Genomic DNA, 18590 nt, shown 5'->3' with positions numbered 1-18590 from the left:
GATCGCCCCCGAAGCGCGCGGCTACCGCGAGGTGCTGCGCGACCGGCGGATCGCCGGGCTCCTGCTGGGGGACCTCCTGGCCAACGCCGGCACCGGCATGCTGCTGGTGGCCATGCCCGTGCAGACGCTCTCCCGCCACGGCGACGTCCCCAAGGCGATCGCCATCGGGCTCGTGGAGGCCGCGCCGTTCGTCCTCTCCACCGTGCTGGCCCTGGCCATCGGCCTCGGCCGGGTGCGGGTGCCGCCGCGCACGCTGCTCGTCGCCGACTGCGTGCTGCGGTCGCTGACCTTCGCCGTCCTCGGCGTCCTGGCCGTCACCGGCCTGCTCACGCTGCCGGTGCTGGTCGCCGGCCTCCTCTTCGGCGCGACGTTCCGGCTGGCCGGCTCGAGCAGCCGCCGCCTGCTGGCGACGTCGGCCGCGGGCGAGGCCGGGCGGTTCTCGGTCAACGGCCTGCTGGGCCTGAACACGACGTTCGCGCTCTACATCGCCGGTCCGGTGCTCGGCGGGGTCCTCGTGGCGACCGCCGGTGCCGGCTTCGCGCTCTTCGCCGACGCGGGCGGAGCGCTGGTCCTGCTGGCCGCCACGCTGGCGTGCGTGCCCCGCGGCGCCGAAGGCCGGGACGCGCTGCGTGACGAAGGCACCCATGAGTCGGGCTGGCGGATCCTGCGCCGCCGCCCGGTCGCCGCGCGGCTGCTGGTCGTCGAGTTCTTCTTCAACTTCCTGTACATGCCGGTCGAAGTGGCGCTCCCGCTGTACGTGAGCGGGACGCTGCACGCCGGCGCGTCCGGTCTGGGGGTGCTGTGGAGTGCGCTGGGGGTCGGCGCGTTCCTCGGCGCCGCGCTCGTCAGCCGGCTGCGGAACCTTCCGCAGCGGCCGCTGCTCGTCGCGATCATCGGCCTGTGGGCGCTGTGCCCGATCGCGCTCGCCGTCACCGGCGACCTCACCGTGGCGCTGCTGGTCTTCGGCCTGGGCGGCCTGGTGTACGCGCCGTTCACCCCGGTCGCGTACAGCTTCCTGCAGTCCGGGCTCGCCCCCGGGGAGCAGCAGCAGGTCGTCACGCTCTGGACGACCGGCTCCACGGTGGCCGCCCCGCTCGGGCTGGCCCTGGGCGGCCCCCTGATCGAACTGGCCGGCAGCACCGGCGGCCTCGTGCTGTCCGGCCTGCTGACCCTCCTGCTGCTCCCCGTCGCGGCCCGGTCGGTACTCGGCCGCAAAACGGAAGGGAATCCGACATGTGTCTCGGCCTGAAGATCGCCGCGCACCACCATTTCCGGGAATTGGTGCTGCTGCGCCGCGTCCGCGACCGGATCGATCGCGAATACCCGCTGCCACTCGAACTTGAAACGCTCGCGAGCACAGTGGACCTGCCGATCGCGGTGTTCGTCCGCCGTTTCCGCGACGCCTACGGCCTTTCACCGCACGATTACCGGCAGGCCGTCGCGGCGGTCAAGAACCGGGAAGCCCGGCCCGCACAGAAAATGGGAGCAGCCCGATGAGCAAGCCGCACGTCGCCGACAGCCACGACCTGATCCGCGTCCACGGCGCGCGCGTGAACAACCTCCGGGACGTCAGCGTCGAGCTGCCCAAGCGGCGGCTGACGGTGTTCACCGGGGTTTCCGGGTCCGGCAAGAGCTCCCTGGTCTTCAGCACCATCGCCGCCGAATCGCAGCGGCTGATCAACGAGACCTACAGCACCTTCGTGCAGGGGTTCATGCCGACGCTGGCCCGGCCCGACGTCGACGTCCTCGACGGGATCACCACCGCGATCATCGTCGACCAGGAGCGGATGGGCGCCAACCCGCACTCCACGGTCGGCACCGCGACCGACGCCAGCGCGATGCTGCGCATCCTGTTCAGCCGGCTCGGGCAGCCGCACATCGGTTCGCCGCAGGCGTTTTCCTTCAACGTCGCCTCGATCAGCGGGGCGGGTGCGGTCACCATCGAAAAGGGCGGCCGGCAGATCAAGGAGCGCCGCAGCTTCAGCATCACCGGCGGCATGTGCCCGCGCTGCGAGGGCCGCGGCAAGGTCAACGACATCGACCTGACCGCGCTGTTCGACGAGAACAAGTCGCTCAACGAAGGCGCGATCACCATCCCGGGCTACAGCATGGAAGGCTGGTACGGCCGCATCTTCCGCGGCTCCGGCTTCTTCGACCCGGACAAGCCGATCAAGAAGTACACCAAGAAGCAGTTCGCCGACCTGGTGTACAAGGAACCGACGAAGATCAAGGTCGAGGGCATCAACCTGACCTACTCGGGGCTGGTGCCGGCGATCCAGAAGTCCTTCCTGTCCAAGGACGTCGACGCGATGCAGCCGCACATCCGCGCGTTCGTCGAGCGCGCGGTGACGTTCCAGACCTGCCCGGACTGCGGCGGCACGCGGCTGTCGGCGGAGGCCCGGTCGTCGAAGATCGGCGGGATCAGCATCGCCGACGCGTGCGCGATGCAGATCAGCGACCTCGCCGCGTGGGTGGCGAAGCTGTCCGAGCCGTCGGTCGCGCCGCTGCTGGACGCGCTGAAGCACACCCTCGACTCGTTCGTCGAGATCGGCCTCGGCTACCTCTCGCTCGAGCGGCCGTCCGGGAGCCTTTCGGGCGGGGAAGCCCAGCGCACCAAGATGATCCGGCACCTCGGGTCGTCGCTGACCGACGTCACCTACGTCTTCGACGAGCCGACGATCGGCCTGCACCCGCACGACATCCGGCGCATGAACGACCTGCTGCTGCAGCTGCGCGACAAGGGCAACACGGTGCTGGTCGTCGAGCACAAGCCGGAGGCGATCGCGATCGCCGACCACGTCGTCGACCTCGGGCCGCGCGCCGGCACCGAAGGCGGCGAAATCGTCTTCGAGGGCACTGTGGACGGTCTGCGGTCCAGCGGCACGCTGACCGGGCGGCACCTCGACGACCGGGCGTCGCTGAAGCCGTCGGTGCGCTCGCCGTCGGGGGTACTGGAGGTGCGCGGGGCGGCCACGCACAACCTGCAGGACGTCGACGTCGACATCCCGCTCGGCGTGCTGGTGGTCGTGACCGGGGTGGCGGGCTCGGGCAAGAGCTCGCTGATCCACGGTTCGGTGTCCGGCGGCGAGGGTGTGGTGACGGTCGACCAGACCGGCATCCGCGGCTCGCGCCGCAGCAACCCGGCGACGTACACGGGCCTGCTGGAGCCGATCCGCAAGGCGTTCGCCAAGGCCAACGGCGTGAAGCCGGCCCTGTTCAGCGCCAACTCCGAAGGCGCGTGCCCGAACTGCAACGGCGCCGGCGTGGTCTACACGGACCTGGGGATCATGGCGGGCACCGCGACGCCGTGCGAGGTGTGCGAGGGCAAGCGGTTCAACGCCGAGGTGCTGGAGTACACCTTCGGCGGCCGCGACATCAGCGAGGTGCTCGCGATGCCGGTGGCCGAGGCGCTCGAGTTCTTCGCTTCCGGCGACGCCGCACTGCCGGCGGCGCACAAGATCCTGACGCACCTGTCCGACGTCGGCCTCGGCTACCTGACGCTGGGCCAGCCGTTGACGACCCTGTCCGGCGGCGAGCGGCAGCGGATCAAGCTGGCCACGCACATGGCGGAGCAGGGCGGGGTGTACGTCCTCGACGAGCCGACGGCGGGCCTGCACCTGGCGGACGTCGAGCAGCTGCTGGGCCTGCTGGACAGGCTGGTGGACGCGGGCAAGTCGGTGATCGTCATCGAGCACCACCAGGCGGTGATGGCCCACGCGGACTGGCTCATCGACCTCGGCCCCGGCGCCGGCCACGACGGCGGGCGGATCGTGTTCGAGGGCACCCCGGCGCAGCTGGTGAAGGCGCGGAAGAAGACGCTGACGGGCAAGCACCTCGCGGAGTACGTCGCCTCCTGACCCGAGGGGTCGTATACCAGCGCCGGCGGTAGGGCTGGCCCCCGCAAACCGGCTGGGGCCCGCAGGATTCCGGCGTGCGCTCCACCAGCGAAGACTCGGGTCGGTGACCACCACAGAGAACCGCGTCGGCAGCGACTTCGCCCGGCTGAGCCACCGCATCACCGCCGCCGGGCTGATGGCCCGCCGGCCCGGCTACTACACCGCCCGGATCGCCGTCGTGGCCGGGTTGTTCGGGGCCGGCTGGGTGACCTTCGCGCTGCTCGGGAACTCGTGGTGGCAGCTCGCCGTCGCGGTCTTCATGGCCGTGCTGTTCGGGCAGATCGCGTTGCTCTCCCACGATCTCGCGCACAAGCAGGTGTTCCGGCGACGGCGGCCCACCGAGATCGCCGGGCTGCTCGCCGGGAACCTCGGGATCGGGATGAGCTACGGCTGGTGGATGGACAAGCACACCCGCCACCACGCCAACCCGAACCACGAGGACCTCGATCCCGACGTCGACCCGGACATCCTCGTCTGGTCGAAGGACCAGGCCCGCGCCAGCCGCGGCGTGCCCCGGTTCATCGGGCGGTACCAGGCGTTCCTGTTCTTCCCGCTGCTCACCCTCGAGGGCCTGAACCTGCACTGGTCCGGGATCCGCGCGGTCCGCAAGCCGGGCCTGCGCCGCCGCGGCACCGAAGCCGCCCTGCTCGCCGCGCACTTCGTCCTCTACTTCGGCGCGCTGCTCACCGTGCTCAGCCCCGGGATGGCGTTGCTGTTCTTCGTCGTCCACCAGGGACTGTGGGGTGTCTACATGGGATCGATCTTCGCGCCCAACCACAAGGGCATGCCGACGCTGACCGGGCGCACCGAGCTCGACTTCCTCCGCAAGCAGGTGCTGACTTCGCGCAACGTCCGCGGCGGTGCCGTCACCGACGTCGCCCTCGGCGGCCTCAACTACCAGATCGAGCACCACCTGTTCCCGAGCATGCCGTCGCCGCACCTGCGGCGGGCGCAGCCGATCGTCCAGGCCTACTGCGCCGAGCTGGGCGTCCCGTACCTGCAGACGAGCCTGGTCGAGTCCTACCGGCAGGCCCTCACCCACCTGCATGAAGCTGGGGCGCCTCTCAGGAAGCGTTCGTAGACTCGGGGCATGAGGAAGACCGGATTATGAGGAAGACGGTCGCGGCCCTGCGAGACCTGCCGGCGGCGTTCGGCGCGAAGGCCACCGGCGCCCGGGCCGAGCGGGTCCGCTCGTCGCCGCAGTTCGACGGCAAGGTGTTCCGCAACGCGGCGCCGCGGCACCCGATGACCGCGGGTTCGATGCGGGCCATGTTCCGCGAGATGTTCTTCGGCGAGCACCGTGAGCTGCGCAAACCGGCCGGCGCGGTGCCGCTGGTCGCGGCGGCGCCGGTCGAGTCGGCCGACGGCCTGCACCTGACCTGGTACGGCCACGCGTCCACGCTGGTCGAGCTCGACGGCGCCCGCGTGCTGCTCGACCCGGTGTGGAGCGACCGGGTCTCCCCCGCGGCGTTCGCCGGCCCGCGGCGGCTGCACGAGCCGCCGGTGCCGCTGTCGGCCCTCGGCCGGATCGACGCGGTCGTGATCTCGCACGACCACTACGACCACCTGGACCTGGCGACGGTCCGCGCGCTGGTCGCGTCCTCCGAAGCGCCTTTCCTCGTGCCCCTCGGCGTCGGGGCGCACCTGGAGCGCTGGCACGTCCCGGCCGGCCGGATCATCGAGCTCGACTGGCACGAAGAGGCGACGGTGGCGGGCGTCCGGTTCGTGGCGACGCCGGCCCAGCACTTCTCGGGCCGCGGCATTACGAACGACGACACGCTGTGGACGTCGTGGGCGCTGCTGGGCCCGGAGCACCGGGTGTTCTACACCGGGGACACGGGGTACTTCGACGGGTTCGCGGCGATCGGCGCGGAACTCGGCCCGTTCGACGCGGCCTTGATCCAGATCGGCGCGTACGCCCCGCTCTGGCCGGACATCCACATGACCCCGGAGGAGGGCGTCGCGGCGGGCCTCGACGTCCGGGCGAAGCTGCTGGTCCCGGTGCACTGGGCGACGTTCCAGCTGGCGATGCACCCGTGGGGCGAGCCGGCCGACCGCGTGTGGAGCGAGGCCAAGGAGGCCGACCTCCCGCTGGCGATCCCCCGCCCGGGCGAGCGCATCGACGCCACCGAGCCCCCCGAGGTCGACGGCTGGTGGCAAGCGTTGTGACCCGGCAGCCGACACGCGTGATCGGGGCGTCGACACGCGTGATCAGGAGGTCGACACGCGTGATCGGGGCGCCGAGACGGGCCGCCGCCGTGTCGACCCGTCAATCACGCGTGTCGGCTCGTGGATCACGCGTGCCGGCTGTTTCCGCACGGCGTCGAGCCCGGGAGGGCGTGTGAAGCTGAAGCTGGATCTGCACGACGTCTACAACCGCGGCGGCGAGATCGACCGTGCCCTGCGCGCGATCATCGACGAGGCTGTCGCCAAGAAGGCGCCGCTCGTCGAGATCATCCCCGGCAAGGGGTCGGGGCAGCTGAAGAAGCACGTCCTGCGGTTCCTCGAGCGCAAGGACGTCAAGGCGCTCTACCACCGGGTCGAAAAGGACAAGGACAACTTCGGCCGGGTGTTCGTGCACTTCCGCTGGAAGTGACCTCAGAACCGGGTGTCGTGGCGGGCTTCGGACCAGGCCCGGTCCCAGGCCGCCGCGTGGAAGCGGGCCAGGACGAACCGGACGGTGCCGTACAACCCGGCCAGGGCGCCGGTGATCGCGGCCCACAGCAGGATCGCGGCGAACACCCCGTCGGCCGCCGAGGTCGACGCGGACAGGGGCTCGCCGGTCAGCTCGCCGTGCTGGTCCAGCCACACCGGGACGCGGGTGCCCGCCGGGCTGCCCGGGTCGGCGAGGACGTCGCCGGTGTGGCGGGTGCCGCGGGCGTCGAACCAGGCCGCCGGGACCGTCGTCTGGGCGGCCGGGGCGCCGGCGCCGTCCGTGCCGTAGGACTGGCCGGATGCCGCGGCGAGGGAGACGGCCGTGGCCGGGTGGCGGGTCGTGCGCTCCTGCGCCGCGCGGGCGGTCTGCGCCGCGTACGTGTCGGAACCCAGCGCCGCCGCGAACGGGATCGCGAGCAACGCACCGGCGACGGCGAGGAGCAGCAGCAGGGCCTCCACGCGGTCGCCCGCCCGGGCCAGGGGGTTGCGGCCCGGCAGCAACCGGCGCCGGAACCGGGCGATCCGTCCGCTGGGGCCACGCATGCGCGCCTCACTCCTCCCGGGAAGGTGTCTTCTCGGTAACAGTGTGCGCGCCGGTGCTGGACTTTCTCTCGTGAATGGGATGCGGCCCACCTGTGAATCCGTGCACAACCACCCGGTAGCGCTAACCCACGGCGATCGACGATCACAGCCAGTCGTCGGGGCGGGGCCAGGGCATCAGGGCCTCGAGCGCGTCCCGGGCCGGTTCGGTGACGGCGTAGCGGCCGCGGTGGAACAGCAGCGGACGGGCGTCCGAGGGGGCGCCCAGTGCGGTCACCCGGCCGATCACGACGTAGTGGTCGCCGGCCTCGTGCACGGCTTCCAACGTGCAGTCGATCCAGGTCAGCGCGCCGTGGAGCAGGGGTGCGCCGGACGGCGCGGGCGTCCAGCCGACGCGGGCGAACTTGTCCTCGCCACGCGCGCCGAACACCGCGCTGACCTCCTGCTGGTCCTCGGCCAGGACGTTGACCGCGAACCGGCCCGCCGCGGCCAGCACCGGCCACGTCCGTGACGTCCGGGCCGGGCAGAACAGCACCAGCGGCGGGTCGAGCGACAGCGCGGCGAACGACTGGCAGGCGAACCCGGCGAGGGTGTCGCCGTCGCGGCCGGTGACGACCGTGACGCCCGTGCAGAAGTGCCCGAGCACGCTGCGGAACTCGGTCTGGTCGACCGCCACGGACGTCATGCGCCCGGTGGCCGCGCGCCGACCGAGAAGTCGTGGCCCCACAGCGAAACCGCGGTGCTCTCGCGCGCGATCCAGTTGTCGTCGTCGACCTGCCGGCCTTCGCAGCCGAACTCGACGTCGAAGCCGCCCGGGGTCTTCATGTAGAACGACAGCATCAGGTCGTTGACGTGCCGGCCGAGCGTGGCCGACATCGGCACCTTCCGCCGGATCGCGCGGTCGAGGCACAGGCCGACGTCGTCGGTGTTTTCGACCTCGACCATCAGGTGCACGATCCCGGACGGCGTCGGCATCGGCAGGAACGCCAGGCTGTGGTGGCGCGGGTTGCAGCCGAAGAACCGCAGCCACGCGGGCGGCCCGTCCGCCGGGCGCCCGACCAGTTGCGGCGGCAGCCGCATCGAGTCGCGCAGCCGGAAGCCGAGGACGTCCCGGTAGAACCGCAGCGACGCCTCATCATCCTTTGTGGACAGGACGACGTGGCCGAGGCCCTGCTCGCCGGTGACGAACTTGTGACCGTACGGGCTGACCACGCGCCGGTGCTGCAGCGCGACGCCGTGGAACACCTCCTGGGTGTTGCCGGACGGGTCCTCGAAGCTGATCAGCTCGTCGACGCGGCGGTCGGCCAGCTCGTCCGGGGTGCCTTCCTTGTACGGCACCGACGCACTGTCCAACCGGGACCGCAGCTCGGCCAGCTCACCGGCGTGCGCGACCTCCCAGCCGGTGACGGCCAGCCGGTCCGCGTCACCGGGTGAGACGACCAGCCGCGCGGGGAAGTCGTCCATGCGTAGGTAGAGCGCGTCGGGGTTGGTGCCACTGCCTTCCACCATGCCGAGCACCTTGAGCCCGTACTCGCGCCAGGCCGCCATGTCGGTGGCTTCGATGCGGAGGTAGCCCAGTGACCGGATGCCCATCAGGAACTCCCGAGGAAGTCGAGGGCCAGCCGGTTGAACTCGTCGAACTTCTCCAGCTGGGCCCAGTGCCCGCAGCCGCCGAACACGTGCAGCTGCGCGCGCGGAATCGTCTTGAGCGCCACCAGCGCCCCGTCCAGGGGGTTGACGCGGTCTTCGCGTCCCCAGATCAAGAGCACGCGCTGGCGCAGGCGGTGGGCTTCGCGCCAGAGCAGGCCCTCTTCGTAGGTGTCCGGCTGCGCGAACGACATCCCCATCGCCCGCATCGCGGCGAGCGACTCCGGGGTGTTCGCGGCGGCGAACCGGTCGTCGATCAGCTCGTCGGTGATCAGCGCCTGGTCGTGGACCATGATCCGCAGGAAGGCTTCCATGCGTTCGCGCGACGGCTTGGCCCCGAACCGACCGAGGTTCTTGACGCCTTCGGTCGGATCGGGCGCGAACAGGTTGACGCTCAGCCCGCCCGGCCCCATCAGGACCAGCCGTCCGGCCCGCTTCCCGTGGTTCAGCGCGAACCGCACCGCCGCGCCGCCGCCCAGCGAATTGCCGACGAAGTGAGCGCGCTCTATGCCGAGCGCGTCCATCAGCCCGGCGACGGCGTCCGCGCTGTGCCGGAAGTACTGCGGGTGCTCGGTGGGCTTGTCCGACCGCCCGAAGCCGGGCTGGTCGACGGCGATCGTGCGGTAGTGCTTGGCGAACTCCGGCAGGTTGCGCCCGAAGTTGCTCCACGCCGACGCGCCGGGCCCGCCGCCGTGCAGCAGGATCACGGTCTCGGCGTGCTCGGCGCCGGCCTCGTGGTAGTGCAGGTTCAGCGAGCCCGCCTGGACGTACTTGCCCTCGGGAGCGGCCATCAGTACATCGCGTTCTCGACGGGGAGCCCGAAGACCCCGGTGCCGTACATGACGTACGCGCGCTCGGCGTCGTTGGCCGCGTGGACGCGGCCCGCGTGCGCGTCGCGCCAGAAGCGCTGGATCGGCGTCCCGCGCTGGATCGCGCGGCCGCCGGAGTTCTCGAAGAGCCGGTCGATCGCCGCGATCGCGCGTTCGGTGCCGCGCACCTGGTCGCGCCGGACGCGCAGCCGCAGGTCCGACGGCAGCCGTTCCTCGCGCTTGGCCAGCTCGTACAGGTCTTCGATGTTGCGGGTCAGCTGCAGCCAGGCGGCGTCGATCTCACTGGCCGCCTCGGCGATCCGCACCTTGGCGAACGGGTCCTCTTTGGACTGCTCGCCGGCGTACGCGGCCCGCACGCGCTTGCGCTGGTGCTCGACGTGCGCGTCGTAGGCACCTTGGGCCATGCCGATGATCGGCGCGGTGATCGTGGTCGGGTGCACCGAACCGTACGGGAGGCGGTACAGCGGCCCGGGGTTGACGGCCTGGCCCGGCACCTTGCACTTCGACGTCGCGATGAAGCTCAGCGCCCGGTGCCGCGGCACGAAGACGTCCTCGACGACGATGTCGTTCGAACCGGTGCCGCGCAGGCCGATCGTGTCCCAGACGTCCACAATGGAGTAGTCGGCGATCGGCAGCAGGTAGGTGCAGAAGTCGACCGGCTTGCCGTCCTTGAACGCCGGTCCCCCGAGCAGCACCCACGTGCAGTGGTCACAGCCGGAGGAGAAGCTCCACCGGCCCGAGAGCCGGTAGCCGCCTTCGACGACTTCGGCCTTGCCCATCGGCGCGTACGACGAGGAGATCCGCACGTCCTGGTCCTCGCCCCAGACCTCCTGCTGCGCCTGCGCGTCGAACAGGGCCACGTGCCACGGGTGGACGCCGAGGATGGAGGCGACCCAGCCGGTGGACCCGCACGCGCTCGCGATCAGCTTGACCGCGGTGTAGAAGCTCACCGGGTCGGCTTCGAAGCCCCCGTGGAGCGCCGGCTGCAGCAGCTTGAAGAACCCGGTCTCCTGCAGGGCCTTGACGGACTCCTCGGGGACGCGGCGCGCGTCCTCGGTGTCCTGGGCCCGTTCCCGCAGGACCGGCAGGAGGTCCCGGACCCCGGCGATCACCTGCTCGCTCATGCGCAAGTTCCTCTCTCTGGTTGCTCACTCCAGAGACTAGAACACGTTCTCGTTTTTGTCGAGAACGCCCTGCGCCAAGGCACTGTTGATCCCCGCTCTGCGGCCGGAAAACACGCAGTCGGCCAGCGAGAGACCGCTCACGTAGGACCTGGAACAGAGTCCCACGGCGGTGCGGCCGGCGGCGTACAGCCCCGGGATCGGCGGCCCGGTCGTGCTCCGCACCGCGCCGGTGTCCTCGTCGACGACGAGCCCGCCGAGGGTGAGCATCGGCGTGGGGTACCCGAGGTTCGGCCGCACCGAAATGTCGATGAGCGAGTACGGCGGGTTGTCCAGGCGCCGCACGAACTCGACGGGCTTGCCCACCGGATCCCGGTCGCCGTGGTAGGCCTCGACGCTCGCGCGCAGCCCCTGCGGGTCGACGCCGGCCTTGCGCGCCACCTCCTCGACCGTCTCCCCCACGACCCGGCCGCGCCGCAGCAGGTACCGCAGCTGGAGCCATTGGAACCACTGGCTCTGCTTGCGGCCGTCCCGGCGCGCCTCGGCCACGATCGGCGCGTCGACGAGCAGCCAGCCCTTGCTCTCGTGGTCCTCGATGAGCTTTTCCCCGACCGCCGCGCCATAGCGGGACTCGTCGATGACCCGCCGGCCCGCGGCGTCGACGATGATCCCGCCGAAGAACGCGCTGGGCGGGGTGACGAACCGCCAGGCGGAGATCCGGCCCAGTTCGCCGGTCGCTCCGCCGGCTTCGACGCCCATCCGGATGCCCGAGCCGTCGTCGGCGGACGTGCCGAGCGCCAGCCCGCCGCGGTACTTCGGCGCGTGCTCGCGCACCATCTCGCGGTCGGCGATGAAGCCACCGGCGGCGAGCACGACCCCGCGCCGGGCGGAAATCCGCAGCTCACGGCCATGGGACCGCTCGAACCGCTCGACCCGGCGGTGCAGCGACTTGCGCAGCGACGGCACGTAGATCCCGGGCTTCGCCGCGTACTGCGCCAAGCGCCGGTGCCGCGCCCGCACCGACGCGGGGGCGTCGCTCAGGGTGTCGGCGACGAGGCCGGTGACGCGGCCCGCGTCGTCGCGGATCAAGGTCCGGGCGGTCGTCTGCGTCAGCACCCGGATGCCACGGGCGCGCACGGCCGCCTTGAGCCGCGCCATCAGCATCTTCCCCGAGGTCCCGGGCCCCTTGACGCGGTGACCGCGCGGAGCCGGCTTCGCCGCGTCGCGGAACCCGCCGGCCGCCTCGCTGCCGGAGTAGTAGAGGTAGTGCGCGTCGCTCGGGTACGACGTCTTGTGGGGGCACAGGCTGCCTTCGAACGGCACGCCGTTGCCCTCCAGCCAGGTGATCATCTCGCGGCTGCCCTCACAGAACCGCCGCAGCGTCCGCTCCGAGACGACGTCCCCGGTTTCCAGCCGCAGGTAGGCGTACATCGCGTCGGCGGAATCGTCGACGCCCGCGTCGAGCTGCTGGCCGGTGCCGCCACCGGCGTAGACGACGCCGCCGCTGACCGCGCTGGCTCCTCCGCCGGCGAAGCGCTCGACGATGACGACGTCGGCGCCCGCGTCGGCCGCTTCGAGGGCGGCACAGGCGCCGGCCGCCCCGAACCCGACGATGACCACGTCCGCGACAAGTGCGTCCATGACCCCTACCCTAGAACTGAAACACGTTCTCGTCTATCGTGGCCGAAAGCGGCTCTCAACTGGAGACTCGTCCTGTGGAACACGTTACAAGTGTTCCCCGGAACGCCCGACAAGTGAGGTGGCATGACGGAGCAGTTCGACGTCGTCGTGGTCGGCAGTGGCGCCGCCGGGATGACCGCCGCGCTGGCTGCGGCCCACAACGGCTTGAGCGTCGTCGTCCTGGAAAAGGCGGCCTGCTTCGGCGGCTCGACCGCGCGCTCCGGCGGCGGCGTCTGGCTCCCCGGCAACCACGCGCTGCGCGCCGCCGGGATCGACGAACCACCCGAGCGGGCGCGCGAATACCTGGCCTCGATCGTCGGTGACGTCGTCCCGGCCGTCCGGCGCGACACGTTCCTCGCGCACGGCCCCGAGGTGCTGCGGTTCGTCTGCGACCACACGCCGCTGAAGTTCCGCTGGGTCCGCGACTACAGCGACTACCACCCCGAAGCCCCCGGCGGCCGCCCCGGCGGCCGGTCGGTGGAGCCGATGGCCTTCGACGGCAAGCTGCTCGGCGCCGAACTGGCCCACCTCGAACCGCCCTACAGCGCTCCTCCGCTCGGCGTGCCGATCACCCAGGCCGACTACCGCTGGCTGAGCCTCCTCGCGAGGCATCCGCGCGGAGCCGTCCGGCTGCTGTCGCTGGGCCGGCAGTGGCTCGTCGGAAAGCTCCGCGGGCGGCAGCTGCTGAGCATGGGGCAAGCGCTTGCGGCCGGCCTGCGGGTGGGCCTGGCCGAGGCCGGCGTCGAGGTCCGGCTCAACACGCCCTTGGTGGACCTGCAGGTCGAAGGCGACCGCGTCACCGGCGTCGTCACGTCGCAGGGGGTTGTCGAAGCCCGGCGCGGGGTGATCCTCGCCAGCGGCGGGTTCGAGCGGAACCTCGAGATGCGCGAGAAGTACCAGCGCGCACCGATCGGCGTCGACTGGACCGTCGGCGCGGCCGCCAACACCGGCGACGGCATCACCGCCGGCCTCAAGCTGGGCGCGGCACTCGACCTGATGGACGACGCCTGGTGGGGACCGACGCTGCCGCTCACCGGCGGGCCGTGGTTCGCGCTGGCCGAGCGGTCACGGCCGCGCAGCATCATGGTCGACGCGCGCGGCGAGCGGTTCGTCAACGAGTCGGCGCCGTACGTCGAGGCCGTGCACGCGATGTACGGCGAAGGCGACGGGCCGGGCGAGCACATCCCGACCTGGCTCGTGTTCGACCAGCGCTACAAGGACCGGTACATGTTCACCGGCATCGGGCCGCGCCAGCCGCTGCCCGGCCGCTGGTTCAAGGCCGGCATCGCGGCGAAGTCGTCGTCGCTGGCCGGGCTGGCGGCGAAAATCGACGTCCCGGCTCAATCATTGGAAGCGACGGTCGAGCGGTTCAACGGCTTCGCGCGCCAAGGCGTCGACGAGGACTTCCACCGCGGAGTCAGCAAGTACGACCACTACTACGGCGACCCGCGCAACAAACCCAACCCCAGCCTCGGCCCCCTGGACAAAGCGCCGTTCTACGCGGTGAAGATCGTCCCGGGCGACCTGGGCACCAAGGGCGGGCTGCGCACCGACGCACACGCGCAGGTGCTGCGCGAGGACGGCTCCGCCGTGCCGGGGCTGTTCGCCGCGGGGAACGCCGCCGCGGCCGTGATGGGCCGGACGTACGCCGGGCCGGGCGCGACCATCGGGCCCGCCATGGTGTTCGGCTACCTTGCGGCGACGCGGCTGGCGCACGAAGATCGAGGGACCACGGGAGGGCAGCGATGACGCAGGATTCGGTACGCACCATCTACGCCGGTGAGCCGCCGACCCGGTTCGCCCGCGGCTGGCACTGCCTGGGCCTGGCGCGGAACTTCCGCGACGGGAAGCCGCACGCCATCACCGCGTTCGGCACGAAGCTCGTGGTGTGGGCGGACTCGGCCGGGCAGCTGCACGTGCTCGACGGCTACTGCCGGCACATGGGGGGCGACCTCACCCAGGGCAGCGTCAAGGGCGACGAGGTGGCCTGCCCGTTCCACGACTGGCGCTGGAACGGCAAGGGCAAGTGCGTCTCGATCCCCTACGCCAAGCGGGTTCCGCTGCGCGCGCGGACGCGGTCGTGGACGACGGAGGAGCGCAACGGGCAGCTGCTCGTGTGGCACGACCCGGAGGGCAACCCGCCGGCCGACGAGCTGGCGATCCCGCGGATCGAGGCCGCCGACAGCGCCGAGTGGAGCAACTGGACCTGGGACGAGATCTTCATCGAGGGCTCCAACTGCCGGGAGATCATCGACAACGTCGTGGACATGGCGCACTTCTTCTACATCCACTACGCCTACCCGACGTACTTCAAGAACGTGTTCGAAGGCCACATCGCCACGCAGTACCTCAACACCAAGGGCCGCCCCGACATGGGCATGGCGTCGAACTACGGCGGCGAGGAAAACCTGCTGCGGTCGGAGGCTTCGTACTTCGGGCCGTCGTACATGATCAACAAGCTGGTGAATTCGTTCCAGGGTTACGAGATCGAGAGCGTGCTCATCAACTGCCACTACCCCGTCACGCCGACGTCGTTCGTGCTGCAGTACGGGATGAAGGTGCGGAAGCCGCCGGGCATCTCGGACGAGCACGCGGACAAGATCGCGGCCAAGCTGGCCCGCGGGATCGGCGCCGGGTTCCTGCAGGACGTCGAGATCTGGAAGCACAAGACGCAGATCGACAACCCGCTGCTGTGCGAAGAGGACGGTCCGGTCTACCAGCTTCGCCGGTGGTACCAGCAGTTCTACGTCGACGCCGCCGACGTCACCGAGGACATGACCGGGCGGTTCGAGTTCGAAGTGGACACCACGAAGGCGAATGAGGCGTGGTCGGCGGAGGTCGCGGAGAACCTGGCGCGGCAGAAGACCGAGGCGGAAGTGTGACGACCGCCGAGCAGACCGAGTTCCTGTCGGGCGGGCTGCGGCCGCACGAGTGCCGCAGCTGCGGCACGCGCGTGCTGGTGAAGAAGAACAGCATCCAGCACACGAGCATCCAGTGGACGTCCCGGCCCGCCGACACCTGCCCGGTGTTCGCGGGCACCGACGGCCCGTCGGCGCTGCTCGACACGTGCCCGAAGCTGGCCGGCAGCATCTCCGACGCGGTGCGCGAAGGCACGCTGGCGGTGGCCGATGGCTGAGCGGGTCTACACGCTGACCGTCGCCGACGTCGTCGTCGAAACGCCGGACGCGCGGTCGGTGGTCTTCGAGATCCCGCCCGAACACGCGTCGGCTTTCGCATACCGGGCCGGGCAGTTCCTGACGTTGAAGATCCCCAGCGACCGGACCGGTTCGGTGGCGCGGTGCTACTCGCTGTCGAGCGCGCCGCACGAGAACCGCGTGCAGGTGACGGTCAAGCGGACCGACGGCGGGTACGGCTCGAGCTGGGTCTGCTCGTCGTTGAAGCCGGGAATGCGGATCGACGTCCTGGCGCCGGCGGGCGTGTTCAGCCCCGCGTCGGTGGACGAGGACTTCCTGCTGTTCGCCGGCGGCAGCGGCATCACGCCGGTGATGGCGATTCTCAAGACGGCTTTGGAGACCGGGTCCGGCCGGGTGGTGCTGGTCTACGCGAACCGCGACGAGAATTCGGTGATCTTCGCGGGCGAGCTGGCGTCGCTGGCCAAGCGCTACGGCGACCGGCTGGTCGTCGTCCACTGGCTGGAGAGCGTGCAGGGGCTGCCGGACGTCTCGCAGTTGCGCGGGCTGGCGTCGGCGTACACCTCGCACGAAGCTTTCCTGTGCGGCCCGGCGCCGTTCATGGCCGCCGTGCGGGAGGCGCTCGGGCAGCTCGGGGTGCCGCGGGACCGGGTGCACGTCGAGAAGTTCACGTCGCTGACCGGGAACCCGTTCGAGGACGTCGCCGAGGAGCCCGAGCCGGAAGCGGAGCCGGAGTCGGACGAGGCGCCCGCGTCGCTGACGGTCGAACTGGACGGCGAGACCCGGTCCATGGCGTGGCCGCGGCGGCGGAAGCTCCTGGACCACCTGCTGGGCGCGGGCCTCGACGCGCCGTACTCGTGCCGCGAGGGACAATGCAGTGCGTGCGCGTGCCGGGTCGTGTCGGGCGAGGTGAAGATGCTGCACAACGAGGTCCTCGACGCCGAGGACATGGCGGACGGCATCGTGCTGGCCTGCCAGTCCCTGCCGGTCACCGACGAGGTCTCGATCAGCTACGAATAGGAGCTCCCGCGTGCCCATCGATCCCGCGATCGCGATCGGCGCCGAGATCGGCGAGGTGAACTTCGCCTGGACGTCGTCGGACGTGCTGCTCTACCACCTGGCGCTGGGCGCGGGCCCGGACGAGCTGCGGTACACCTACGAGCAGGACCTGGTGGTGCTGCCGACGTTCGCGACGGTCGCGGCCAACCTGCGCGTGTTCGACCCGCCGGCGGTGTCGTTCCCCGGGGTGGAGATCGACCTGGCGAAGGTGCTGCACGGCAAGCAGGAGATCACCCTGCACCGGCCGATCCCGGCGTCGGGAAAGGCGGTGGCCCGCTCGCGGATCGCGGACGTGTACGACAAGGGCAAGGCCGCGGTGGTGATCCAGGAGGTGGCGGTCACGTCGTCCTCGGGGGATCCACTGTGGACGGCCCGGTCGAGCATCTTCGCCCGCGGCGAGGGCGGGTTCGGCGGCTCGCGGGGGCCGTCGGATCGCCTCGAGTGGCCTACTCGTTCGCCGGATTTCGTTCTCGAGACGCCGACGTTGCCGCAGCAGGCGCTGCTGTACCGGCTGTGCGGCGATCGGAACCCCCTGCACGCGGACCCGGCGTTCGCCCGGGCGGCGGGGTTCGACCGGCCGATCCTGCACGGGCTGTGCACGTACGGGATCGTGGCGCGGGTGCTGGTGAACGAGTTCCTGGACGGCGACCCGGCGCGGGTGGCGTCGTTCGCGACGAAGTTCGCCGGGGTGGTGTTCCCGGGCGAGACCCTGCGGATCCGGGTGTGGCGCGCGGATGACGGACGGCTGCTGGTGACGACGTCGGCGGTGGAACGCGACGACGCGCCGGTGCTGGCGGACACGGTGCTGGTGTCCACTTCCTGAGCGGTGCTGCCGGGCCCGCTACCGTGGTGGGGTGACCTCGGGAGGACGAATGCCGGAATACTTCGTGGTGCGGGGAACGGTCGAATCGGGCGACAAGCGCGGCCGCGAGCTGGGCTTCCCCACGGCCAACATCGCCCTGCGCGACCAGGACGGCTCCCTGGGCGACGGCGTGTGGGCGGGCTGGATCGGCCGAGCGGACGGCACCCGCCTCCCGGCGGCGATCTCGGTCGGCCGCCGCCCGACGTACTACGGAGCGGACGGGTACCGCCTGCTCGAGGCCCACGTCCTGGAGTTTTCGGGCGACCTGTACGGCGAGACGCTGGTGGTGTGGCTGGGGTCCCACCTGCGAGAGCAGGAGAAGTACGCCTCGGCGGAGGACCTGATCACGGCGTTGAAGAACGACATCGCGGCGGCCACCCAGTGGACGGCCGAGCACCCGGCAGCTTCGCTCCCGGAGGCCGGCGAGAGCCCGCTCGGCGAGGTCCGGCGAGCCGAGCGTCGCGAATGACTCATTCGGGACCTCGGATGTCCCGAATGAGTCATTCGCGACGTCCCGGCTGTGCTTACAAAGCCGAGGCCAGCAGCATGTAGCCCATCCCGGCGCCCATGACCGTCCGGCACACCGTCCGCGACGCCTGGCCCGGATCCGCCCCCGCGAACGCCGATCCGCGGACCACCAGCACGCCGGACCACGCCGCGTCGGCCACGAAGTATCCCGCCGCCACCACCGCGATCAGCGGCACCGCCAGCCGGGCGTCCATTGTGGCCATGGTCAGCCAGGGCCCGTGGTCCCCGCCGCCGTGGGGCATCGCCGTCACCATGTACAGCATCGCCGCCGCCGACAGCGCGTGGTGGGCGCAGGTGCGGGTGCGCCACCAGGCCACCGCGAACCAGCCCGTCGTCAGGACCAGCACCGCCTGCCAGCCCGCCGCCGGGATCGGGCCGCCCACCGGGGAGAACATCGCCACCATCGCCACCAGCAGCAGCAGTTCCGCCAGGTCGCCGTGGCGGACGCGGTGGCCCAGGCGCGCGTAGTCGAGGCGGGCCAGCCGCAGCACGCAGGGCAGCGTCAGCGCCGCGAACACCGCCGTGAGCGCCCAGTCGACGGCCATCGCCAGTTCGGCCTCACTCTCCGTCGCAGGTGGTGTCTCCACCGTGACACCCACGCCGGTCGGGCACCAGCCGTC

The 18590-nt window shown here is 71.2% G+C and carries 19 protein-coding genes; 12 read left to right on the top strand and 7 right to left on the bottom strand.

The genetic code is table 11. The annotated features are described in order from the left end of the window. Positions 1 to 31: 31 nt before the first annotated feature. The 6 genes from AB0M30_RS20645 to AB0M30_RS20620 all read left to right on the top strand — a co-directional run bounded on the left by AB0M30_RS20645 (position 32) and on the right by AB0M30_RS20620 (position 6492). Positions 32 to 1249, top strand: coding sequence for an MFS transporter (locus AB0M30_RS20645; protein WP_364585764.1), 1218 nt, complete (start codon positions 32 to 34; stop codon positions 1247 to 1249). Then, the gene (locus tag AB0M30_RS20640; protein WP_364585762.1) at positions 1234 to 1497 is read left to right on the top strand and encodes an AraC family transcriptional regulator; all 264 of its coding nucleotides are present in this window, start codon (positions 1234 to 1236) and stop codon (positions 1495 to 1497) included. Before AB0M30_RS20645 ends, AB0M30_RS20640 begins: the two co-directional genes overlap by 16 nt. Beyond that, positions 1494 to 3857, top strand: a complete 2364-nt coding sequence (locus AB0M30_RS20635; protein WP_364585760.1) for an excinuclease ABC subunit UvrA — start codon at positions 1494 to 1496, stop codon at positions 3855 to 3857. The genes AB0M30_RS20640 and AB0M30_RS20635 overlap by 4 nt, the downstream gene beginning before the upstream one ends. A gap of 103 nt (positions 3858 to 3960) precedes the next feature. Then, entirely contained in the window at positions 3961 to 4977 is a 1017-nt protein-coding gene (locus tag AB0M30_RS20630) for an acyl-CoA desaturase (RefSeq protein ID WP_364585758.1), read from the top strand. A 26-nt stretch (positions 4978 to 5003) separates the two neighbouring features. After that, positions 5004 to 6065 carry an MBL fold metallo-hydrolase gene (locus AB0M30_RS20625; RefSeq protein ID WP_364585756.1) on the top strand — a complete coding sequence of 354 codons (1062 nt, stop codon included), beginning with the start codon at positions 5004 to 5006 and terminating at the stop codon, positions 6063 to 6065. A 172-nt stretch (positions 6066 to 6237) separates the two neighbouring features. Next, positions 6238 to 6492 (top strand): Smr/MutS family protein, encoded by a 255-nt coding sequence (locus AB0M30_RS20620; protein WP_013224398.1) that lies wholly within the window; start codon positions 6238 to 6240, stop codon positions 6490 to 6492. A 2-nt stretch (positions 6493 to 6494) separates the two neighbouring features. On the opposite strand, the gene AB0M30_RS20615 is transcribed toward AB0M30_RS20620, so the two are convergent. The 6 genes from AB0M30_RS20615 to AB0M30_RS20590 form a co-directional block, all read right to left on the bottom strand. Then, entirely contained in the window at positions 6495 to 7094 is a 600-nt protein-coding gene (locus tag AB0M30_RS20615) for a hypothetical protein (protein WP_364585754.1), read from the bottom strand. A gap of 142 nt (positions 7095 to 7236) precedes the next feature. Then, complete coding sequence (gene hsaB, locus AB0M30_RS20610; RefSeq protein ID WP_364585753.1) at positions 7237 to 7776, bottom strand: 3-hydroxy-9,10-secoandrosta-1,3,5(10)-triene-9,17-dione monooxygenase reductase subunit; 540 nt, start codon at positions 7774 to 7776, stop codon at positions 7237 to 7239. Beyond that, on the bottom strand, positions 7773 to 8684 hold the full coding sequence (gene hsaC, locus AB0M30_RS20605) for an iron-dependent extradiol dioxygenase HsaC (RefSeq protein ID WP_364585751.1): 912 nt from the start codon (positions 8682 to 8684) through the stop codon (positions 7773 to 7775). Before hsaC ends, hsaB begins: the two co-directional genes overlap by 4 nt. Further along, positions 8684 to 9529, bottom strand: coding sequence for a 4,5:9,10-diseco-3-hydroxy-5,9,17-trioxoandrosta-1(10),2-diene-4-oate hydrolase (gene hsaD / locus AB0M30_RS20600; RefSeq protein ID WP_364585749.1), 846 nt, complete (start codon positions 9527 to 9529; stop codon positions 8684 to 8686). Before hsaD ends, hsaC begins: the two co-directional genes overlap by 1 nt. Next, complete coding sequence (hsaA, locus tag AB0M30_RS20595) at positions 9529 to 10692, bottom strand: 3-hydroxy-9,10-secoandrosta-1,3,5(10)-triene-9,17-dione monooxygenase oxygenase subunit (protein ID WP_364585747.1); 1164 nt, start codon at positions 10690 to 10692, stop codon at positions 9529 to 9531. The genes hsaD and hsaA overlap by 1 nt, the downstream gene beginning before the upstream one ends. A 36-nt stretch (positions 10693 to 10728) precedes the next feature. Next, the gene (locus AB0M30_RS20590; protein ID WP_364585745.1) at positions 10729 to 12330 is read right to left on the bottom strand and encodes an FAD-binding protein; all 1602 of its coding nucleotides are present in this window, start codon (positions 12328 to 12330) and stop codon (positions 10729 to 10731) included. Between the two features lie 123 nt (positions 12331 to 12453). On the opposite strand from AB0M30_RS20590, the gene kstD reads away from it, so the two are divergent. The 6 genes from kstD to AB0M30_RS20560 are packed head-to-tail and all read left to right on the top strand — an operon-like array spanning position 12454 to position 17911. After that, complete coding sequence (gene kstD / locus AB0M30_RS20585) at positions 12454 to 14118, top strand: 3-oxosteroid 1-dehydrogenase (protein WP_364585743.1); 1665 nt, start codon at positions 12454 to 12456, stop codon at positions 14116 to 14118. After that, positions 14115 to 15251: a Rieske 2Fe-2S domain-containing protein gene (locus AB0M30_RS20580; RefSeq protein ID WP_103342932.1), complete on the top strand. Its 1137-nt coding sequence runs from the start codon at positions 14115 to 14117 to the stop codon at positions 15249 to 15251. Before kstD ends, AB0M30_RS20580 begins: the two co-directional genes overlap by 4 nt. Continuing rightward, positions 15248 to 15505, top strand: a complete 258-nt coding sequence (locus AB0M30_RS20575) for a hypothetical protein (protein ID WP_364585741.1) — start codon at positions 15248 to 15250, stop codon at positions 15503 to 15505. The genes AB0M30_RS20580 and AB0M30_RS20575 overlap by 4 nt, the downstream gene beginning before the upstream one ends. Beyond that, positions 15498 to 16541, top strand: coding sequence for a ferredoxin--NADP reductase (locus AB0M30_RS20570; RefSeq protein WP_364585739.1), 1044 nt, complete (start codon positions 15498 to 15500; stop codon positions 16539 to 16541). Before AB0M30_RS20575 ends, AB0M30_RS20570 begins: the two co-directional genes overlap by 8 nt. A gap of 10 nt (positions 16542 to 16551) precedes the next feature. Continuing rightward, positions 16552 to 17403 carry a MaoC/PaaZ C-terminal domain-containing protein gene (locus AB0M30_RS20565; RefSeq protein ID WP_364585737.1) on the top strand — a complete coding sequence of 284 codons (852 nt, stop codon included), beginning with the start codon at positions 16552 to 16554 and terminating at the stop codon, positions 17401 to 17403. Positions 17404 to 17452: 49 nt separating this feature from the next. After that, positions 17453 to 17911, top strand: a complete 459-nt coding sequence (locus AB0M30_RS20560; RefSeq protein ID WP_364585735.1) for a riboflavin kinase — start codon at positions 17453 to 17455, stop codon at positions 17909 to 17911. A 55-nt stretch (positions 17912 to 17966) separates the two neighbouring features. On the opposite strand, the gene AB0M30_RS20555 is transcribed toward AB0M30_RS20560, so the two are convergent. Beyond that, a complete protein-coding gene (locus AB0M30_RS20555; protein ID WP_364586006.1) occupies positions 17967 to 18515 on the bottom strand; it encodes a DUF5134 domain-containing protein in 549 nt (182 codons plus the stop codon). Positions 18516 to 18590 lie beyond the last annotated feature (75 nt).

It is taken from the genome of Amycolatopsis sp. NPDC051716 (genome assembly GCF_040681595.1).
In the GTDB taxonomy this organism is placed as follows: Bacteria; Actinomycetota; Actinomycetes; order Mycobacteriales; family Pseudonocardiaceae; genus Amycolatopsis.
The sequence above is the reverse complement of the archived record's forward strand: the minus strand, read 5'-3'. Positions and strand labels throughout refer to the sequence as shown.